The sequence below is a fragment of the Streptomyces sp. G-G2 genome (genome assembly GCF_030063135.1).
Taxonomy (GTDB): Bacteria; Actinomycetota; Actinomycetes; order Streptomycetales; family Streptomycetaceae; genus Streptomyces.
This window is the reverse complement of the sequence record NZ_JASISO010000024.1, coordinates 45,955-63,565: the sequence shown is the minus strand read 5'-3', so window position 1 is coordinate 63,565 and position 17,611 is coordinate 45,955. Positions and strand designations below refer to the sequence as shown.

The window sequence follows — 17,611 nt, the reverse complement described above, 5'->3', positions numbered from 1 at the left end:
TGAACTGCCCCCGAGGGGGGCCGTCAAGAGGTTCAGCGTTCATGAACTGAAGATCCGTCCATGCGTCAAATCAGTGGCAGGCCTGTGAACTTGGGGTTTCTTCAATCCTTGTGAAAAGTATTGACGAAAAAAGTCACGGGCGATTGGCTGAGGCTTCCAACCGCTCCGTCCGACCGTGCCCCGAGGACACCCGGGAGGTCCGCTGTGCACCCTGTGTTCGGGAAATGGCGGCACTGTCCCCTTCCTGGGGGACAGTGCCTTCGCTACTTGTCCGGTGTGGGGACGTCGCCGCCCACTGCCCACTCCACCGCGACGCCCCCCAGCCCCGCCGTCCAGGGGGCGGCGACGGCGGCGAGCCGGGCCGCGTCGAGCGGGGCCGCGCCCAGGCCGATCGCGTACCGGGTGGAGCACGGTCCGGACGCGACGGGGCGCGGCCAGGCGTGCGCGTCCGCCGCGCCCGCCTCCTCCAGCGCGGTCAGCAGGGCCCGCATCCGGCCCCGGACCCGGCCCAGGGTCTCCTCGAACTCCGGGGAACCCGAAGCCCGTACGTCCACCACCGCCCACGCCGCGTGCCGCCGGTGCAACGGCGGCGCTTCGTACAGCGCGGGCCAGGGCCCGGGCCCGCTCCCGGTGATCTCCCAGGCCCGGTACAACTCCCGCACCAGCAGATCGCGGAAGCCGGGGCCGACCTGGGCGGTGCAGGTACGCACCGGCGCGGAGGGGGTCAGCACCGTGAGGGGAGCCTGCGCGCTCCCCTCGGCCGGGCCCTGCGCACCGTCGCCGCCCAGGCGCACGGGTTGCCGCCAGTCCCATGCGGCCCAGCTGCCGAAGAACTCCCGCAGCAGGGCGTCGGGAGTGGGAGCGGCCGGGGCGGCGGCGCCGACGAAGGGGGCGGGACCGACGGGACCGGCGGGACGAACGAAGGTGGCGGGACCGACGGGACCCGCGGGACGAACGAAGGTGGCGGGACCGACGGGACCGGCGGGACGAACGAAGGTGGCGGGACCGACGGGACCGGCCGAGGCCGACACCGCGGGGGGACCGGCCGAGGCGGCGAGCGCGGCGGCGCCGGCGCCACGGGCGGTGGTGCGGGCTGCGAGGAGGGTCCAGGCCAGGCCCGGGAGACCGCCGAACGGGGCGGAGTCCAGACCCCGGGCCCGCGCCCAGGCCTTGACCCGGCGGGCCAGCTCCGCGAAGGCGGGGTGGTGCGCCGGGTCCACCGCCGCGCGCAGCGCCCGCGCGTCACTCACCGCGCTCAGCGCGATCGCCGCGGCCTCGTCCAGGCCCGCCCCGTGCGCGAGCGCCTCGACGGGAGCCACCGAGCCGGTACCCACGGCCGCCAGGTCCACGCGCAGAGCGCCGACCCGCAGCCGCAGCCCGGGCACCCGGGCCCCGCGCACCTCACGCAGCCCCTCCGCCTCGGGCAGCGCGCCCAGCACCCGCGCGCGCAGCCACGTCGGATCCACCCGCCCCGGCAACGCCACGACCAGGTCCAGATCGGCCCCGGCCAGCGCACCCCCGATCCGCCGTGACCCGACGACCTCCACCACCCCTTCGGGCAGCGCCAGAACCAGCCGCCGGACGACCGCCGCGACCGCGCCGCCGAGGTCGTCGGAGCTGCTGGGTGCGTCGGGGCCGTCACAGGCTCCCGCCCCCGCGTGCTCGGAGCGCGGATCTGGGCCCGCGACCACCGTTTCCGTGCCTCCGGCACCGCCGTCCGCAGCCGGGGCCGCCTGTACGGTCCCGGCTGCCGCCCCGGCGGCACCGGTCTCCGGGAGCCAGCGGACCCGGCCGGTGCCCAGGTCGACGGTGAAGCGCGGCCGCATCGGTTCGTCGCCTCGGCGGGACAGCACGGTCAGTTGCCCTACCCGGATCGGCGTCGCGATCCCCGGGGTCCGCGCGAGACGGTCCGTGCAGGACGCCGTCGCGGCTTCGGGGTTCGTGGCGCGGCCCAGGGTCAGGTGCGGGGTGGAGCCCCCGGCGCGGCCCCGGCAGGACGGGAACCTGCGCGTCAGCGCGGCCCGCAGCTCCTGCCACGGTTCCTCGCCGTCCGCCGCCGGGTCCAGCCACACCGCCGCCTCCTCACGGTGTCCGAAGCCGTGCACCCCGCCCAGGCGCGCGGTGAAGGCGGGTAGCTCCGCGGCCGCCACCGCCAGGAGTTCGGCGGCCCGCTCGAACGAGGACTCCGGTACGAACCCGAACAGCAGGTTCACGTGCGGCGGCCAGCGGTCCACCCCCGGATCGAGTTCTCGGCGCGAATCCTGCACAGCGGGCCACAGTTCCCGCGGCGGAAGCCACGCGACAGCCGTCCGCGCCGTCGCCGGTACGTCGAGTACGTCGAGTACGCCGCGTACGTCAAGTACGCCGTGTACGTCGAGCGGGTCGAGCGGGTCGGCAGGGGGGCCCGCGTGGAGGTCCAGTTCCGCCGCCACCCCGAAGTGATCGGAGACGAACAGGCCGTCGGCGGTGGCGGGTCGGTCCCCGAGCAGTCCCGCTCCGGCCACCCGCGCCCCGCCCCGCAGCAGGATCCGGTCCAGGCGCGCGCCGAGACCGGTCCGCGATCCGACCGCGGCCAGCGGGTTGACCGCGGGGTCGAAGGTCGGCGTCGCGTCCGCCTCCCCGTGCACGTCGGCCCACGCGTCCCGCAGCCCCAGCACCGCGGCGGGCCCCTCGGCGCCCCCGCGCGCGTCGTTGAAGTCGCCCAGCAGCACCACGTCACCGTCGACCCCGGCCAACCCCCGTGCGAGCGAAGCCAGTTCGGTACGCCGACGCCCCGCGCCGTTCTCGGAGTGGTCGCTGCTGAGATGGGTGGCGGCGACCACGAGGGGCCCCGCCACCGTGTCCACCGTGACGGCCGTGACCGCCTTGTGCGGAGCCAGGAAGTGCACGCCCGCCTCCCGGACCGGAATCCGGCTGAGCAGCAGCAGACCGCTGTCGGCCACGTCCCGCCCGCCCGGCTCCGTCCCCAGCGTGTAGGAGGCCCGTACCCAGGGCTGCGCCATGAGCTGCTCCAGCAGCGGCCGTTCGACCTCCTGGAGGGCGATCACATCGGCGTCGGCCGCCGCCAGCTCGGCCAGCAGCAGCGGGCGTCGCCGCGCGGTCTCGATGAGCGGTCCGTCATAGCGGTCCCACAGCGTGTTCCACGTCAGCAGCCGCACCCGGCCCGAAGCGGGCGCGGGCGCCGGGCGCACGCCGTCCTCGGCCGGGACCCAGCCGCGCGCCGGATCCCAGACGTGCGGCGTGCGCGCCGTGAAGAACGGCGCGCGCAGCAGCCGGGGGGCGCGCGCCCGCCCCGCCCCCGAGGACTCGACCCGGTCCACGCCGGTGGCCCGGTCCCACACCAGCTCGCCGTCCGCCTCGATGAACAGCACCCGGTGCCAGGGAATGTCCCCGCCGGGTACGAAGGACGGCAGTGCGACCCGTTTCGGCCCGGCCCCGCGCTGGAGCAGGCCCAGCACGAACCGCGCGGGATCGAACCGGGGGTCCCAGCGGACCTGGTGGTACAGCTCTTCACTGGTCCGCATCACGCCACCCCGCCGTCGCTGCCGCCGTCACCCTGGTCGTCACCGTCCCCGCCCATGAGTGTGCCCGCCGCGTCCTCGACCGTGCCGCTCGCACCGACATACCAGGTCCGGTGCGCGTGACCGGGGAACGGCGGACTGAACCGGCGCCGCTGGGAGGCCAGTACGTCCGCGGGCACCGGATGCGCGCGCGAACCGTTGCGCCGCTCCAGTTCCGCCCCGTCGACCAGGACCACCGCATGCGTCACCAGGGCGTCACGGCGGCGGGCCACCGCGCCCACCATCCCGCGCTGCCGGGGCACCAGGGACGTGGCGTCCCACACCACCGTGCCCCCCGCCGCGAGCGCCGCGTCGAGCCGGTCCAGCCCCTCCCGCAGTACCTCGGGATTGGCCCGCTGATCCGAACGCTCCCCGCGCGCGGACCGCAGGTCGTCCAGCGAGACGTACGCGTCCACCCCGGCCAGGCCGCGCCCGAAGGTGCTCTTCCCGCTGCCCGAGGGCCCGACCAGCTGGATCAGCCGGGGGAACTCCCCGCCCCGCCACCGCCAGGTCGCCGCCACCGCCTCCTCGACCCCGCCGGTCCGGCCCCGGACCCACCCCTGCCACGCCTCGGCCCAGCACCGGTCCGCAGCCTCCGCGCCCAGCCCGGCCCCGGCCAGCGCCTCCCGGACCCCCGAACGCAGGGCGGCGTACGGCGCCTCGTCCAGCAGCCCCGCCTCCTGCGCGCACAGCTCCGACCACTCCACGCACTCGCGCGCCCCGGCGGCCTCCGCGTCCGTGCGGGCCCCCGCGAGCGCCCCCGCCACCGCGTGCAGCACCCCCAGATCGGCCGCCGCCGTCATCGCGGCCAGCCCCTCCCGCCGCTCGGCGTCGGGGAACGGCCGCTGCAACCGGCCCCACAGCCCCACGAGGTCGGCCACCCGGCGCGCCGACGGCACCCCGAGCGCCCCCGCCAACCGCGGTGCGAGGTCACCCCGGTGCGCGCCGTGCAGGGCCGTCGCCAGCACCCCGGAGAGCCGGGCGTCCCCCGTCCGCCCCAGCCCGTCGAGCCGCGCCGCCGCCTCGGCGACGGCCTCCGTGACCTTCTCCGTGCCCCGACCCGTGCCCCGACCCGTGCCCCGGCCCGGGGCCGCCCGATCCGCTTCCGCGTCGCCCAGATCGGGTACGCCTACGGCCGCCCGCAGGGCCGGTACGTCGGGAGCCGCGCCCGAGCGCACCGCCCACAACGGGGCGGCCGGGCCGAGGCCGTTCTCCACCACGGACGCGAACATCCAGTGCGTGCCGGTCTGTACGTGGCCCCCGCGCACCCATTTGGCCACGTGCCCGGCGAAGGCCGTACGGTCGAAGCCCGCCACGGAGCGCACGACGTAACCCTCCTGGCGCTCGGTGTCCGGCTTCATCCTGCGCAGCGCGCGCTCGGCGGCCGGATCGAGGACGCCCCGCCACAGCACGCGCGGCACGGGCACACCGAGACGGGTCAGGAACCGTACGGTCCGGTCCCAGTCGAGGCACGCGTCGCCGTCCCACACCGAGAAGCCGTAGAACCAGCTGTCGAGCGCGTCGTAGGGCAGGGAGTGGCGGGCGTAGAGGTTCTCCCCGCAAATCCGCCAGCCGGCCGGTATGCGGGGGCCGATGCGTCCCTGCAGGGCCTTCACCCAGGCGCGCGAGGGATGGTGGGCGGAGTCGAGCGAGCGGGCGTGCAGAGCGTCGCGGTACAGGGTGGTGTTCTCCCCGTCGAGCTTCTCGGTGACCACCACCTCGCATCCGGTCAGCCCCGGCAGACCCGACAGGTCACCGGCCCGGATGTCGTCCGGTGTGGCGCCCGGGGACCAGGGCAGATGGGGGGTGCGGGGATAGTGGGTGCGCATGATCCGCTCCGGTCGATGACGTGATCACGCCACTGTAGGAACCCGCACCGGTCCGATCTACCCAATATCGGTCCGGACGTCCGCTTCAGCGGCCGTACTTGTCCGCGCACAGCGAGGCGATGCCGGGGGAGACCGTGCCGCGCGCCGCCGCGCACAGCGGGGTCATGTCGTACGAACTCCCGGGCCCGGTACGGGCCCTGGGTCGCGGCCGGGCGCGCGGCTCGCGGCCCTTCGCCGGGGCGGGAGCGGGGGCGTGCGCCTGGCCGGACCGGTGCGGAGCCCGCCACTCCGCGGCGCCGTCCCCGTCCTCCCCCTCGGGCCGTCGCTGCTGCGGCGCGGGCGGGGCCGCGCCGTCCGGCGGGGAGGACGCGGAGGGCGGCGCCACCGGTTCCGGGCCTCGCGGCACCCGCCCCAGTGGCAGCGCCGGGAGCGGGGAGGGCGTAAGGACCGCCACCCGGTCCGCTCCCGGCACGGCCGGAGCGGCCGGTGTGACGGTCACACAACCGGTGCACCCGGCACCGAGGAGGAGCGCGGCAAGAGACAGGGGCAGTACCCGGCGCAGCTGCATCCCACCACCCTGCCGCATCCGGGAGGCCGCCCCGGCCCACCGTCACGCGTACGGGTGAGGACGACCCCGCGCGCGTGGCACTGGCGACGCATCGCGCGCCCGTGCCCTCCGCCTGCCGTGCCCCGCCTCGTGCGCCCCCCCGGGCCGACCGTTCCCAGGCGCGGGGTCAGGCGCGGGCGCGGGGAGCGCTGGCCAGCCGGAGCAGGTGTTCCAACGGGCCGCGCCGCAGCGGCGAACGGGCCCAGACGCGCTGCCAGCCCCAGGCGGCGGCCAGGGCCACGGCCGCGAACGAGCCCAGCGCGGTCCAGGACGCGGCGCCGTTGGCCGGACCGGCCAGCACCAGCGCGTGGACGACGTACACACTGAGCGCCATCGCGCCGAGCGCGGTGAGCGGCCGCAGCAGCCGGGCGGCGAGGTCCCCCCGGGCGAGGAGCGCGAAGCCGCCGATGAGCGCGGCGCCGACGCCCGCGTTGCCGAGCGTCTCCAACGGGGTCTGGCTGTAGGGGGAGGCGACCAGCAGCCAGTCCCACGAGGTGCTGGGTATCGCCCCGTACTGCTGGGCGAGCACCGCCCGCACGGGATCCGCGGCCGTCATCGCGTCCGGATGGTGCGCGGCGATCGCGGCCAGCAGCCGCTGCCGCCCGCCGAGCACCTCGGTGGCCAGCCAGGCGCAGCCGTACGCCACGACCGCGGCCCCCGCGCCCCACAGCACCATCCGCCGGGCGACGGCGCTCACCCGCACGTCGCAGAGCCGCCCGAGGGCCATGCCGACGAGCACGTACGGCAGGTAGGTGACCACGGGGTACGCGCCCGTCAGCAGCAGCCCGCGCAGGACCTCGCCCAGCCCGGCCCAGCCGCGTACCAGATCGGTGAGGCCGGGAACGGAGCCCCGTCCGGAGACCCCGAAGCCGAACAGCGGGCCCAGGACGTAGGAGAGCAGCGGCCCGGCCGCCACGCTCGCTCCCGCCACTGCGGTGAGAGCCTTCGTCGAGAGCCGGGTGAAGGGCTCGGCGGCGAGGAAGTAGAGGGCGAAGAACGTCAGGATGACCAGGATCCCGGGCCGGAGCGCGGCCAGGAACAGCCCGAGCGCCGCGAACACCGCGCAGCGGATCAGGAGCGGCCGCAGCCGCCCGGTGGAGGCGCTCCCGGCCGGGCCGGTCCCACCGCCGTCGCTGCCGGGGCGCTGCCGTTGGGCGAGGGCCAGGGAGAACCCGGCGAGCAGGGTGAAGACGGCGGGGGCGCGTCCGTCGGCCGCGAACACCAGGTAGTGCGCACCGGAGGGGCGGGCGCCCGGTCCCGCGTGCACCGCGAACATGCCGAGCACGGCGAGACCGCGGGCGGCGTCCACTCCGGCCAGTCTGCTGGCGGCGCGCATCTGGTCCTCGGGGGATCCGGTCGACGGCGACGTCGAACCCTTCGAGCGGGGTCTGCGCCTCGCACGCCGCACTGCCGCCCGCGGTTCCCGGCGCCCGGTCCCGCTCCCTCGCCCGGTCCGCCTCCGGTGACCGGTCCGCCGCCACTGGTCGACCCGTCCCCGTCGGCCGCCCCGGAGCCGGTGTCGCCCGCGTGACGCATGGTTCTCCCCCTGGGGTGGTGCTCCGGCGGGGCGGATGGTGGGGCTCCGGCCGGGACGTCGTGAAACTGGACGGACCGGCGGCTTTCACACCGCCAGCCCGTGCCCCCAAAACTAGCAAGCAGGACATAACCAGGTAATAAACAGCCCTAGGGGAGGTAAAAAGCCCAGGTCGGATGGCCGTGCGGGGATCGCCGTAACCCGCGGACCACGGTCGCTGTTGCACAGGCGCCGGGTCCGGCGCGACCACGCCGCCCCGGTCCCCTCCCACCCACGGTGAACGGAGTACCGATGCCGCAGCTGACCGACACGGACCACACGGGCCAGCCGGGCCACGCGGACCAGGCGGACCGGCCGGTTCAGGCGGATCTCGCGGGGACCGCGGGCCCCGCGGCCCCGGAGGAACGGCCCGTGGCGGCGGCCGGCACGTGGATGACGCCCGCCGAGTACGGCGCCTCGCGGGCCACGCTCTGGAGCGCGGCCTGCGTCCTGATCACCGACGCCGACGGCCGGGTCCTCGTCCAGACCGTGGACTACCGGCCCGACCGGCTGTTGCCCGGCGGCGCGGTGGACGCGGGGGAGGCGCCGTCGGCCGCGGCGGCCCGCGAGGTGTACGAGGAACTCGGCATCCGGGGCCACTACCCGCGCGGGCTCGCCGTGGACTGGATCCCGGCCGACGCACCGGGCTACGAACCGGAGATGCGCTTCCCCGGCGAGATCCTGCACGTCTTCGACGGCGGGACCTGGAGCGGGGAGCGGATCGCCGCGATCCGGCTGCCCGGCCAGGAGATCACCGGCGTCCAGTTCGCCGAACCGGCCGATCTGCCCTGCCTGATGCACCCCGGAGACGCCCGCCGCGCCCTCTGCGCCCTGCGGGCCCGGATCGACGGGGGCGGACCGGCGTTGCTGGAGGACGGCCGCCCGACCGCGCCGGGAGCGCTCGACCGGCTCGGTGTCCTGCGCACCCCGCGCGCCCCGCAGCGCGGCACCTGGCACGGTGGTCCGGCCCCGGAGTCGCTGCCGGTCCACGACCGGGCGGCCTGGCTGTTCGCCCCCGACGGGCGGGTGCTGGTGCTGATCGCCCGTGACACGGGAGCCGTGCGGCTCCCGGAGCCCGCCCCAGGACCGTTGATCTCCGAGTCCCGGCCGCTGGGCCACCTCCGGGAGGCGGAGGGCGTACGGATCCGCTCCGCGGCCCGGCTGCGCGCGCTCGGCCCGGCGGGCGCGGCCGGTCCGGGGTGCGCCGAACCGGGGTACGCCCGTGTGCTGGCCACCCCCGAGCAGGTCCGGGACCTCAGTGACTGGGGTCCGGCCGCCGAGGACCAACTGGCCGCCGTCCACACGGCCCGCGCCCGCCTCGGCCTCCCTCCGGCCCCGCGCCGCCCGGTCACGGAACTCCCCGCGGAGGGCGTGACCTGGTGAGCGGGGAGCGGGTGAACCGGTTCCGCCGGGGCTGCGACACTTCCGGTGGCCACGCACAAGGGGTGGCCCGGCGGGACGGGGACGGGGACGGGGCATGGGGCGGACCCTCGGGGAGATTCTGGACGCGGCGGCGCGCGGGGCGTTTCCGCCGCCGGACGGCGGCACCACCGTCGTACCGCAGGAACGGCACCGGGACGCCGGGGTGATCGCGTTCACCGCGCACTCCGTGGTCTTCACCGACGAGGATCCCGCGTGGGTACGGTCCACCCTCGCCGCCCTGGACTGCGACGGCCTGGCCGCCACCATGAACCCGCGCTTCCTGTCCGCCTTCCTGGACCGCACCGGCCGGCGCCACGACACGATCGACCTGATGACCGTCGCCGACCCGCTGGCGGGGGAGCCGCCCTTCCGGCTGCGTGCACTCGCCGACCGGGACCATCCCCGGGTGGTCCGGGCCCGGGCCCGGCGGGACGACGTACGCGTCTGGGCCGCGGACGGCGGCGTCGTCGTGCTCGGCCGCGGGATCGCGGGCCGCTGGGAGACCGCGATCGAGGTGGACGAACCCGCTCGCCACCGGGGCCTCGGCCGCGCCCTGGCCACCGCGGCCCGGCACCTGGTCCCCGACGGCGCCCCGCTCTGGTCCCAGCAGGCCGCCGGAAACGCCCGCAGCATCCGCGCCTTCCAGGCGGCCGGCTTCCGCCCGGTGGGCTCCGAAGCCCTGCTGGTCGCGGCCCCGGTACCCGCTCAGTAGCCCCGGCTCGGGCCGGCCGGGGCCTGCCCCGCCAGTGCGGGGGTCCGGTGGATCGAGCGGTGCGCGGTGCGCGCGCGTGTCCGGCGCGGCGGCCTCGGCGCACGCGCGCGCCGAGAACCCGTGGATCACCGGCGCGTCGGTCCGCGCGTCCGGCCCTGGCCCCCGCACCGGCCGTTTACGCGTCGCACTCTTTCCGTTGACGTGCCTGTGGTCACCCTGTCCGATCATCGCAGCGCGGCCGAGATGGCGCGAGGGACGCGCTCTTTCTGCGCCCCGTTGTCCGCCGGGCCCTTCCACGGCCTCGTCACACACCGGTTCGGTGGTTTAAGGTCTGGCTACCCGGCCAGGTGTCAGTGCTGATCCCGTGCCAAATCCCCGGAGGACGACTCTCCATGTCGCAAGCCGCGCGTCTCCCCGTCATCGATCCCGCCGAGCCGTCCACAGCGCCGGTTCCCGCGGGGTTCAAGGACGTGAAGGGATGGTTCTGGAACGTCGACCAGCTGCTGTTCGACTGGTTCCTGAGCCACCAGAACTCCGGTGACGGCGAACAGCTCGGCGATCTGCTGGAGCTGGGCGCGTACATGGGCAAGAGCGCGATATTCATGGGTGGATACCTGCGCGACGGCGAGGAGTTCACCGTCTGCGACCTCTTCGGCTCGCCCGCCGAGGACGCCTCCAACTCCGCCGAGACGCAGTCCTCGTACGCGACGCTGACCCGCCAGGCGTTCGAGACCAACTACCTCGCGTTCCACCCGTCGTTGCCCACCGTCATCCAGGCCCCGACGTCCGTCGTGGGCGACCAGGTCCGCGAGGCCAGTTGCCGCTTCATACACGTGGACGCCTCGCACCTCTACGAGCACGTGCGGGGGGACATAGAGGCGTCCCGCACCCTGTCCGTCCCCGGCGCGGTCGTGGTCTTCGACGACTACCGCTCCGAGCACTGCCCGGGGGTCGCCGCCGCGGTCTGGGGCGCGGTCGCCACCTCGGGCCTCCAGGTGGTCTGCGTGTCCGGCACGAAGCTCTACGCGACCTGGGGCGACCCTGAGCCGCTGCGCGAGGCCCTGCGCGTCTGGCTGGAGGGCCGCGCGGACCTGTGGCACGGCACCGATGAGATCGCGGGCCAGCCGGTCGTGCGGATCGGCGGGGAGAAGGCGCTCGCCCCGGCCCCGCCGCGTCCGCTGCGCGCACCCAAGGTGCCCGTGCTCACCGCGGTCCCGTCCCAGGCCCAGCGCTCGGGGCCCGGGCCGCGCTCCAAGAGCGTGCGCCGCCTCGCGAAGGACCTGCTGCCGCCGATCGTGACCCGGGCGATCATCGCCAAGCGCCGCGGCTGAGCGACGTACGCACCGGCGTAAGAGGTGAGGCCGGGTACGCGTTGCGCGCACCCGGCCTCCCGGCTCCCGGCCTCTCGGCCCCGGCCCCACCCTTCACCGCACGGCGGTTCAGACCCCGCGGCGCACCCGCGCGGCCGCGCGGGCCTCGGCGGCCTGCCGGGCCTCGGTGGTCTTGCGGGACTCCTTGGGCTTTCCGCCGCCCGGCCGGCCCGGGCGCGTGCCCATGCCGCGGAAGGCGAGGGTGCTGTTGCCCTTGGCGCCCTTCCCGTCCTTGCCGCCGTCGGGCGTGACCCCGGCACCGGCCAGCGGGACCCCGGACGGCTTCTTGGCCCCGGTGATCTTGCTGAGCAGCGCATCGCCCGACCGCACCTGGGTGATCACGGGACGGATCTTCGCGTCGGCCAGCAGCCGCGTCATGTCACGACGCTGGTTCGGGGTGACCAGCGTGACGACCCGGCCGGACTCGCCGGCACGCGCCGTGCGGCCGCCGCGGTGCAGGTAGTCCTTGTGGTCGGCGGGCGGGTCCACATTGACGACGAGGTCGAGGTCGTCGATGTGCAGACCGCGCGCGGCCACGTTGGTGGCGACCAGTACGGTCACCGCCCCCGTCTTGAACTGCGCGAGGGTACGGGTGCGCTGCGGCTGCGACTTGCCGCTGTGCAGCCCCTCGGCCCGTACGCCGTTGGCGCGCAGGTGCCGGGTGAACTGGTCGACGCCGTGCTTGGTGTCCAGGAACATCAGCACCCGGCCCTCACGGGCCGCGATCTCGGTGGCGGTCTCGTACTTGTCGGCGGCGTGGATGTGGAGCACGTGGTGCTCCATCGTGGTCACCGTGCCCACGGACGCGTCCACCGAGTGGACCACCGGGTCCTTGAGGTACCTGTGGACCAGCTGGTCGACATTGCGGTCGAGGGTGGCCGAGAACAGCATCTTCTGGCCGTCGTGGTGCACCTGGTCGAGGATCTCGGTGACCTGCGGCATGAAGCCCATGTCGGTCATCTGGTCGGCCTCGTCGAGCACGGTGATCCGCACCCGCTCCAGGTGGCAGTCGCGCCGCCCGATCAGGTCGCTGAGCCGTCCCGGGGTGGCCACGACGATCTCGGCGCCGGTCTTCAGCGCGCCCACCTGGCGGCCGATGGACAGTCCGCCGACCACGGTGGCCATGCGCAGCCCCATGGCGTGGGCGTACGGGGTCAGCGCCTCGGTCACCTGCTGGGCGAGTTCGCGGGTCGGTACGAGGACCAGCGCGTGCGGGCGCTTCGGTTCGGCGCGGCGGCCGGCCGTACGCGCGATCATCGCGAGGCCGAAGGCGAGGGTCTTGCCGGAGCCGGTCCGCCCGCGGCCGAGGATGTCCCGTCCCGCGAGGGCGTTGGGCAGGGTGGCGGCCTGGATCGGGAAGGGCTCGCGCACTTCCTGGGCCGCCATCGTCTTCATCAGCTCCTCCGGCAGCCCCAGCTCGGCGAACGAGTCCACCGCGGGCAGCGCCGGGGCGATCGTCGGCGGCATCGCGAACTCGCCCTGCAGCGCGAGGGGGCGCCCGGACTTCTTGGGGGACTTCGCGGTCTTGGGGGGCCTGCCGGGCTGGACGCCGAAGCGGCCACGAGCTGACGGATTCAAACGGAGAACCTTCCTCGATACGGAGCACGTCGTCGAGGAGTCCCGGGCCGGAGAGTGGCGGCCGGGCATGTCGCGAGAACGAGCCGGAACGAAAACGGGGGCCCGTACCCAGCGGTACGGGCCCCGGCTTCGTCGTGCGTCGGCGCCGGCCGATGTGCCGAGCGCCGCAAGTAACCACGCCATTTTACCATCGGACGCGGGACGGTCCCGAGGGACCTTCGCGGACCTCAGGGAGCCTTGATCCGCTCGCTGCCCATACTGGTCGAAGCCGGCCTCCGGCAGCCCGGAAAAGCACCGACCCGGCCCGGGGGCCGGGTCGGTGCTCCCTACGAACCGATGAAGGAAGGTGCGGGCGCTGGCCGCTCGGGTGTCTGCCGGGGCTCGTCACCCCACGGGCCTTCGGGTGTCCCCGTACGGCGCTTCGCGCGCCCGGGTCGTACGGGCCACCAGGTGGCCCGGCCCAGGAGCGCGGCCAGCGCGGGCACGAGCACGAGCGACAGGACGGACGCGGAGAGCAGGATGCCGAGCGCCGTCGCGAAGCCGACCTGCCGGGAGCCAGGGTCCGGGGCGACCGCGAGGCTGGCGAAGGAGGCCGCAAGGACCAGCCCCGCCGTGGCGACCGCGGGCGCGGTGGTGCGTACGGCGCGGGCCACGGCCGCCCGGGCCGGGCCGGGACGCTCCATCTCCTCCCGGATCCGGTCGCTGATCAGGATGTTGTAGTCGGTGCCCAGGGCGACGACGAACAGGAACAGCACGAGCGGGAGGGTGAAGGCGACGCCCGGCTTGCCCAGCAGGTGCTGGAAGAACAGCGCGGAGGCGCCGAGCGTGGCCGCGAACCCGAGGCCGACGGAGACGAGCAGGATCACCGGCGCGAGCAGACTGCGCAGCAGGGCGACCAGGATCAGGGCGATCAGCGCGGCCGCGACCGGGAACACGATCCGCAGGTCGTGGTCGACGGCGGTGGCCACATCGACGAAGATCGCCGCGGTTCCGCCCACATGGGCCTGGAGCCCCTCGGGGGTGTGGGCGGCGACCGCGCCGCGGATCGGCCCGGAGACCAGGTCGCGGGCCTGGCTGCTGACGGGGTCGGCGGTCAGGTAGAGGTCGATGCGGGCGGCCCGGTGGTCCTCGTTCAGGGCGGTCGTCCCGATCCGGCCGACACCCGGGACCGCGCCGAGCGTCCGGGACAGTCCGTCGAGCCCGCCGGTGGTCACCGCCCCGCCGTCCCTGGCCGTGACGTACACGGTCGTCGGTTCCCAGGCGTCCGCCGGGAGGGCGCGGCCGATCTCGGCGGCGGTCGCGGTGGCGGCGGTCTTCCCGCCCCCGCCGCCCTGTCCGTAGTCCATGGATATCCCGGCCAGTCCGGTCGCGAGCGCGCCGAGCAGGGCCACCGAGGCGAGGATCATCGCGACGGGGCGCCTGGCCACCAGGGCGCCCAGCCGCCCGGCGGCGCCCTCGCGGGGCTCGCGCTTCAGGGCCCGGGACGGCCAGAACATCTTGCGTCCGGCCATGGCCAGCATGGCGGGCATCAGGGTCAGGCTGCCGAGCAGCATCACCAGGACCGAGACGGCGATGGCCGGGCCGAGCACCCGGAACTGCCCGAAGGAGGCGACCCCCAGCGTGGCGAAGGCGGCCACGATGGTCAGCGCCGCCGAGGTGATCGCCGTACCCACGCGGCCGGAGACGTCCGCGGCCACGGCGCGGGCATCGCGCTCGGGACGGGCCCGCAGCTCCTCGCGGAAGCGGAACAGCAGGAACAGGAAGTAGTCGATCCCGATCCCCAGCAGCACCACCGAGATCAGACTCGGGGTGGACGCGTCGAGCGTGACGCCCGTGATCATCGCGGTGCCGACCACGGCCCCGGTCGCCGCGCCGCCGATGAAGGTGATCGCGAACAGGGGCAGGATCGCCGCCAGCACGCTGCGGAACACGAGGACGTTCAGCAGCACGATCAGGGCCATGGTGAGGCCGCCCACGACTTTCTGCGTGGTCTCCTCGGCGTCCCTGGTATCGGTCAGGGAGGCGATGCCGCCGGTGAATCCGGTTCGCATTCCCGCGTCGGCGAACGCGGTACGGGCCTCGTCACGGAACGCCCGGAATGTGTCCAGCAGTCCGGGGTCCATGGAATTCCCGGTCATTTCCACGGAGAGCAGCTGGAAACTCCGGTCGGGGGCCATCATGGCCGGGGCGACCCGGGGAACCTGAGAATGGTTGATGCGGAAGAGATCCGGAGTGTCCTCCTCGGGCGGGGGCATGACCACCTCGCGCCGGCCCAGTGTCGCGGCCTCGGCACCGATCCGCTTCTCATCCGCGGCGCTCAGGGGGGCTCCGTCGGTCCGGCCGACCAGCACGGTCAGCGCGTTCGCGTCGGGCTTCACCCCGAACTTCTCCTCGGCGACCTTGAGCGCGGCGGCCGAATCGTAGGTGGCGGGCAGGAAATCGCCCGTCTGGGTTCCGGTGACCCGGAAGACGAGGGCCTGGCTCAGGAACGTCAGGGCGATTCCCAGCAACGCCCAGACGGCGATCACCTTCCATGGATTTCTGGTGGAGAAGCCGGTCAGGGCGCGGATCACGAAATTCCTCCGGTGTGTGGACGGGGCCAGCGTGGGCTGTTGGCCGGGGGACCCCCGGCCTGTATCCAGACCACCAGGCGGAACGGGCCCCTTCGTCGGGGCGCGGGATGAGAAGCCGACGGGGACCCGGGCCCGGCGGCGGCCCGCATCCAGGACCCTGCTCCTGGGTGCGGATCAGCCCACGGTCCGTGGCCCGGGCACGCACCCCGGTGGAAGAATGGATCCCGGGTGCGGCCGCGCGCTCCGGCACGGGCCGGAGGGGACGCCCGCCCGGGGGAGGAGCACCATGACGGGCGGTGACACGGGCATACCGCCGTGGACGCGCCAGGACGGGCTCGTCGCCATCGGCGCGGCCGTGGTCGACCTGATCGCCTACACGCTGGCGAGCCAGTCCGCGGGCTGGCCCGTCATGGCGAGCGGAATACTGCTCCTGGTGGTGTCGGCGCTGCCGCTGCTCGCCCGGCGCACCCACCCGCTCTCCGTCTTCGCGGCGGTGCTGGTCCTCGAAGTGGCCCTGCGCGTGGCCCTTCCGGTCACCCCCGGCCTCAACACCACGTTGGTGGTCGCCCTGTACTCGGTCGTCCGGGCGGGACGGCCCGCGGCCACGGTCGCCGTGACCCTCGCGACCATCACCCTGACCCTGGTCGTGCCGGGCGGTGGGCTGTCGTTCGGCTGGGCCTTGGCGGCCTACGGCACCTCGACCCTGCTCGTCGTCGTCACCGGCCTGGCGGTCAACCGCCGGCAGCGGGACCTGGAGGCCAACCGGCAGCTGCTGGCCGCCCGGGCCGTCGCGGACGAACGGCGGCGCATCGCCCGGGAGCTGCACGACATCGTGGCCCACCACATCACCGTCATGCAGCTGATGGCGGGCGGCGCCCGGGCCAACCTCGCCCACGCCCCCGACACGGCCCGCGAGGCCCTGATCACCCTGGAGGACTCCGGGCGGCTCGCCCTGAGCGAGATGCGCCAGCTCCTCGACGTGCTGCGGGCCGACGAGGAACCCCGCGGCCGCCCGGCCGCGCCGGAGGCGCCCCAGCCGGGAGCCGATGACCTGGAGGGCCTCGTCGCCGAGTCCCGGCTGGCCGGGCTGCCGACCGAGCTGAGCATCACCGGGGACCCGAGCCCGCTGCCGCCGACCGTCGGCCTCACCGTGTTCCGGCTCGTCCAGGAGGGGCTCACCAACACCCGCAAGCACGCGGGCCGGGCCAGGGCGTACGTACACCTCACCTACCACCCGGGCCGGGTCACCGTCGAAGTCCGCGACGACGGGGCGGGCACGGTGGCCGACCCGGAGAGCGCGGCACCGGACGGCCCGGGCCGGACCCGGTCCGGCTACGGTCTGATCGGCATGCGCGAACGCGTCGCCCTGCAGGGCGGCAGCCTGGACGCGGGCCCCCTCGACGAGGGCGGTTTCCGGGTGGCCGCGGACCTGCCCCTGCCCCTGTCCCCGCCCGCCGGTGCCGACGCCGGAGCGGTTGGGCCCGTACGAGAGGAGGCCCGGCGATGACCGAGGCCGTGCACGCGTCCGCATCCACCTCCGGAGCCTCATCGGCGTCCACTTCCGGAGCCTCGTCCGGAGGCGCGGCATCCGGGGCCGCGGCATCCGGAGCCACCGGCCCCGCGGGGCCGATCCGGATCCTGATCGCGGACGACCAGCCGCTGGTCCGCCGCGGCCTGGCCCTGATCCTCGGGCCCGACCCCGCCTTCGAGGTCGTCGCCGAGGCCGGTGACGGCGAGGAGGCCGTCGCCCTCGCCCGGCAGCACCGTCCCGACGTCATCGTGATGGACATCCGGATGCCCGTCCTGGACGGGGTCGGCGCCACCGGCCGGATCACCGAAGAGCTGCCCGCGTGCCGGGTCCTCGCCCTGAGCACCTTCGACCTGGACGAGTACGTCGTGGCCGCCCTGCGCGCGGGAGCCTCCGGCTTCCTGCCCAAGGACGTCTCCCCGGAAGAACTGATCGCGGCGGTCCGCACCGTCCACACCGGCGAGGCCGCCGTCGCCCCCCGGCTGCTCACCCGGCTGCTCTCCGCCTACGTCACGTCCCCCGCCGCGCCACGCCCGCCCGCCCCCGCGCAGCTCCCCGGCGAGCTGACGCCCCGGGAGGCCGAGGTGTGGCGGCTGATGGCCACCGGCCTGGACAACGCGGAGATCGCCCGCGGCATGGACATCAGCGGATCCACCGTGAAGAACCACATCACGAACGTCTTCGGCAAGCTCGGCGTCCGCGACCGGGCCCAGGCGGTCATCGCGGCCTACGACTCGGGACTGGTCGAGCCCGCCCGCACCGCGGACATGCCACAGTCGCCCGACCGACCAGCCGGCTTCGCGCTGTCCTGACCGTCCCCGATGGCCGGAAATCGTCGGCCCGCTCTCGGAAATCCGCA

At 75.0% G+C, this 17,611-nt stretch carries 11 protein-coding genes; 5 read left to right on the top strand and 6 right to left on the bottom strand.

Features of this window, described 5'->3' with window-relative positions:
* Positions 1 to 263 precede the first annotated feature (263 nt).
* The 4 genes from QMF80_RS20105 to QMF80_RS20090 all read right to left on the bottom strand — a co-directional run bounded on the left by QMF80_RS20105 (position 264) and on the right by QMF80_RS20090 (position 7,332).
* Positions 264 to 3,524, bottom strand: a complete 3,261-nt coding sequence (locus QMF80_RS20105; protein WP_283455253.1) for an RNA repair domain-containing protein — start codon at positions 3,522 to 3,524, stop codon at positions 264 to 266.
* Positions 3,524 to 5,389: an RNA ligase family protein gene (locus QMF80_RS20100; RefSeq protein WP_283455251.1), complete on the bottom strand. Its 1,866-nt coding sequence runs from the start codon at positions 5,387 to 5,389 to the stop codon at positions 3,524 to 3,526. Before QMF80_RS20100 ends, QMF80_RS20105 begins: the two co-directional genes overlap by 1 nt.
* Before the next feature lie 85 nt (positions 5,390 to 5,474).
* Positions 5,475 to 5,888: a hypothetical protein gene (locus QMF80_RS20095; protein ID WP_283455249.1), complete on the bottom strand. Its 414-nt coding sequence runs from the start codon at positions 5,886 to 5,888 to the stop codon at positions 5,475 to 5,477.
* 235 nt (positions 5,889 to 6,123) lie between these two features.
* On the bottom strand, positions 6,124 to 7,332 hold the full coding sequence (locus QMF80_RS20090) for a DUF418 domain-containing protein (RefSeq protein ID WP_283455247.1): 1,209 nt from the start codon (positions 7,330 to 7,332) through the stop codon (positions 6,124 to 6,126).
* Between the two features lie 489 nt (positions 7,333 to 7,821).
* Between QMF80_RS20090 and QMF80_RS20085 the strand changes: the two genes are divergently transcribed.
* The 3 genes from QMF80_RS20085 (at position 7,822) to QMF80_RS20075 (ending at position 11,034) form a co-directional block, all read left to right on the top strand.
* On the top strand, positions 7,822 to 8,952 hold the full coding sequence (locus QMF80_RS20085; RefSeq protein WP_283455245.1) for an NUDIX domain-containing protein: 1,131 nt from the start codon (positions 7,822 to 7,824) through the stop codon (positions 8,950 to 8,952).
* 94 nt (positions 8,953 to 9,046) lie between these two features.
* Complete coding sequence (locus tag QMF80_RS20080) at positions 9,047 to 9,703, top strand: GNAT family N-acetyltransferase (protein ID WP_283455243.1); 657 nt, start codon at positions 9,047 to 9,049, stop codon at positions 9,701 to 9,703.
* 392 nt (positions 9,704 to 10,095) lie between these two features.
* Complete coding sequence (locus QMF80_RS20075; RefSeq protein WP_283455241.1) at positions 10,096 to 11,034, top strand: class I SAM-dependent methyltransferase; 939 nt, start codon at positions 10,096 to 10,098, stop codon at positions 11,032 to 11,034.
* Positions 11,035 to 11,142: 108 nt separating this feature from the next.
* On the opposite strand, the gene QMF80_RS20070 is transcribed toward QMF80_RS20075, so the two are convergent.
* Complete coding sequence (locus QMF80_RS20070; protein WP_283455332.1) at positions 11,143 to 12,540, bottom strand: DEAD/DEAH box helicase; 1,398 nt, start codon at positions 12,538 to 12,540, stop codon at positions 11,143 to 11,145.
* A 437-nt stretch (positions 12,541 to 12,977) separates the two neighbouring features.
* Entirely contained in the window at positions 12,978 to 15,224 is a 2,247-nt protein-coding gene (locus QMF80_RS20065) for an MMPL family transporter (protein ID WP_283455239.1), read from the bottom strand.
* Between the two features lie 286 nt (positions 15,225 to 15,510).
* Here QMF80_RS20065 and QMF80_RS20060 point away from each other — a divergent pair, with 286 nt between their 5' ends.
* Positions 15,511 to 16,731, top strand: coding sequence for a sensor histidine kinase (locus QMF80_RS20060; RefSeq protein WP_283455237.1), 1,221 nt, complete (start codon positions 15,511 to 15,513; stop codon positions 16,729 to 16,731).
* Positions 16,728 to 17,564, top strand: coding sequence for a response regulator (locus QMF80_RS20055; protein WP_283455235.1), 837 nt, complete (start codon positions 16,728 to 16,730; stop codon positions 17,562 to 17,564). The genes QMF80_RS20060 and QMF80_RS20055 overlap by 4 nt, the downstream gene beginning before the upstream one ends.
* The last annotated feature ends 47 nt before the right edge of the window (positions 17,565 to 17,611 follow it).

Bases quoted from the DNA above. Each gene is read 5' to 3' on its own strand.
- QMF80_RS20055 (WP_283455235.1), top strand. From the start codon at position 16,728: ATGACCGAGGCCGTGCACGCGTCCGCATCCACCTCCGGAGCCTCATCG.
- QMF80_RS20075 (WP_283455241.1), top strand. From the start codon at position 10,096: ATGTCGCAAGCCGCGCGTCTCCCCGTCATCGATCCCGCCGAGCCGTCC.
- QMF80_RS20060 (WP_283455237.1), top strand. From the start codon at position 15,511: ATGACGGGCGGTGACACGGGCATACCGCCGTGGACGCGCCAGGACGGG.
- QMF80_RS20080 (WP_283455243.1), top strand. From the start codon at position 9,047: ATGGGGCGGACCCTCGGGGAGATTCTGGACGCGGCGGCGCGCGGGGCG.
- QMF80_RS20070 (WP_283455332.1), bottom strand. From the start codon at position 12,540: ATGCCGCCGACGATCGCCCCGGCGCTGCCCGCGGTGGACTCGTTCGCC.
- QMF80_RS20105 (WP_283455253.1), bottom strand. From the start codon at position 3,524: ATGCGGACCAGTGAAGAGCTGTACCACCAGGTCCGCTGGGACCCCCGG.
- QMF80_RS20090 (WP_283455247.1), bottom strand. From the start codon at position 7,332: ATGCGCGCCGCCAGCAGACTGGCCGGAGTGGACGCCGCCCGCGGTCTC.
- QMF80_RS20100 (WP_283455251.1), bottom strand. From the start codon at position 5,389: ATGCGCACCCACTATCCCCGCACCCCCCATCTGCCCTGGTCCCCGGGC.
- QMF80_RS20085 (WP_283455245.1), top strand. From the start codon at position 7,822: ATGCCGCAGCTGACCGACACGGACCACACGGGCCAGCCGGGCCACGCG.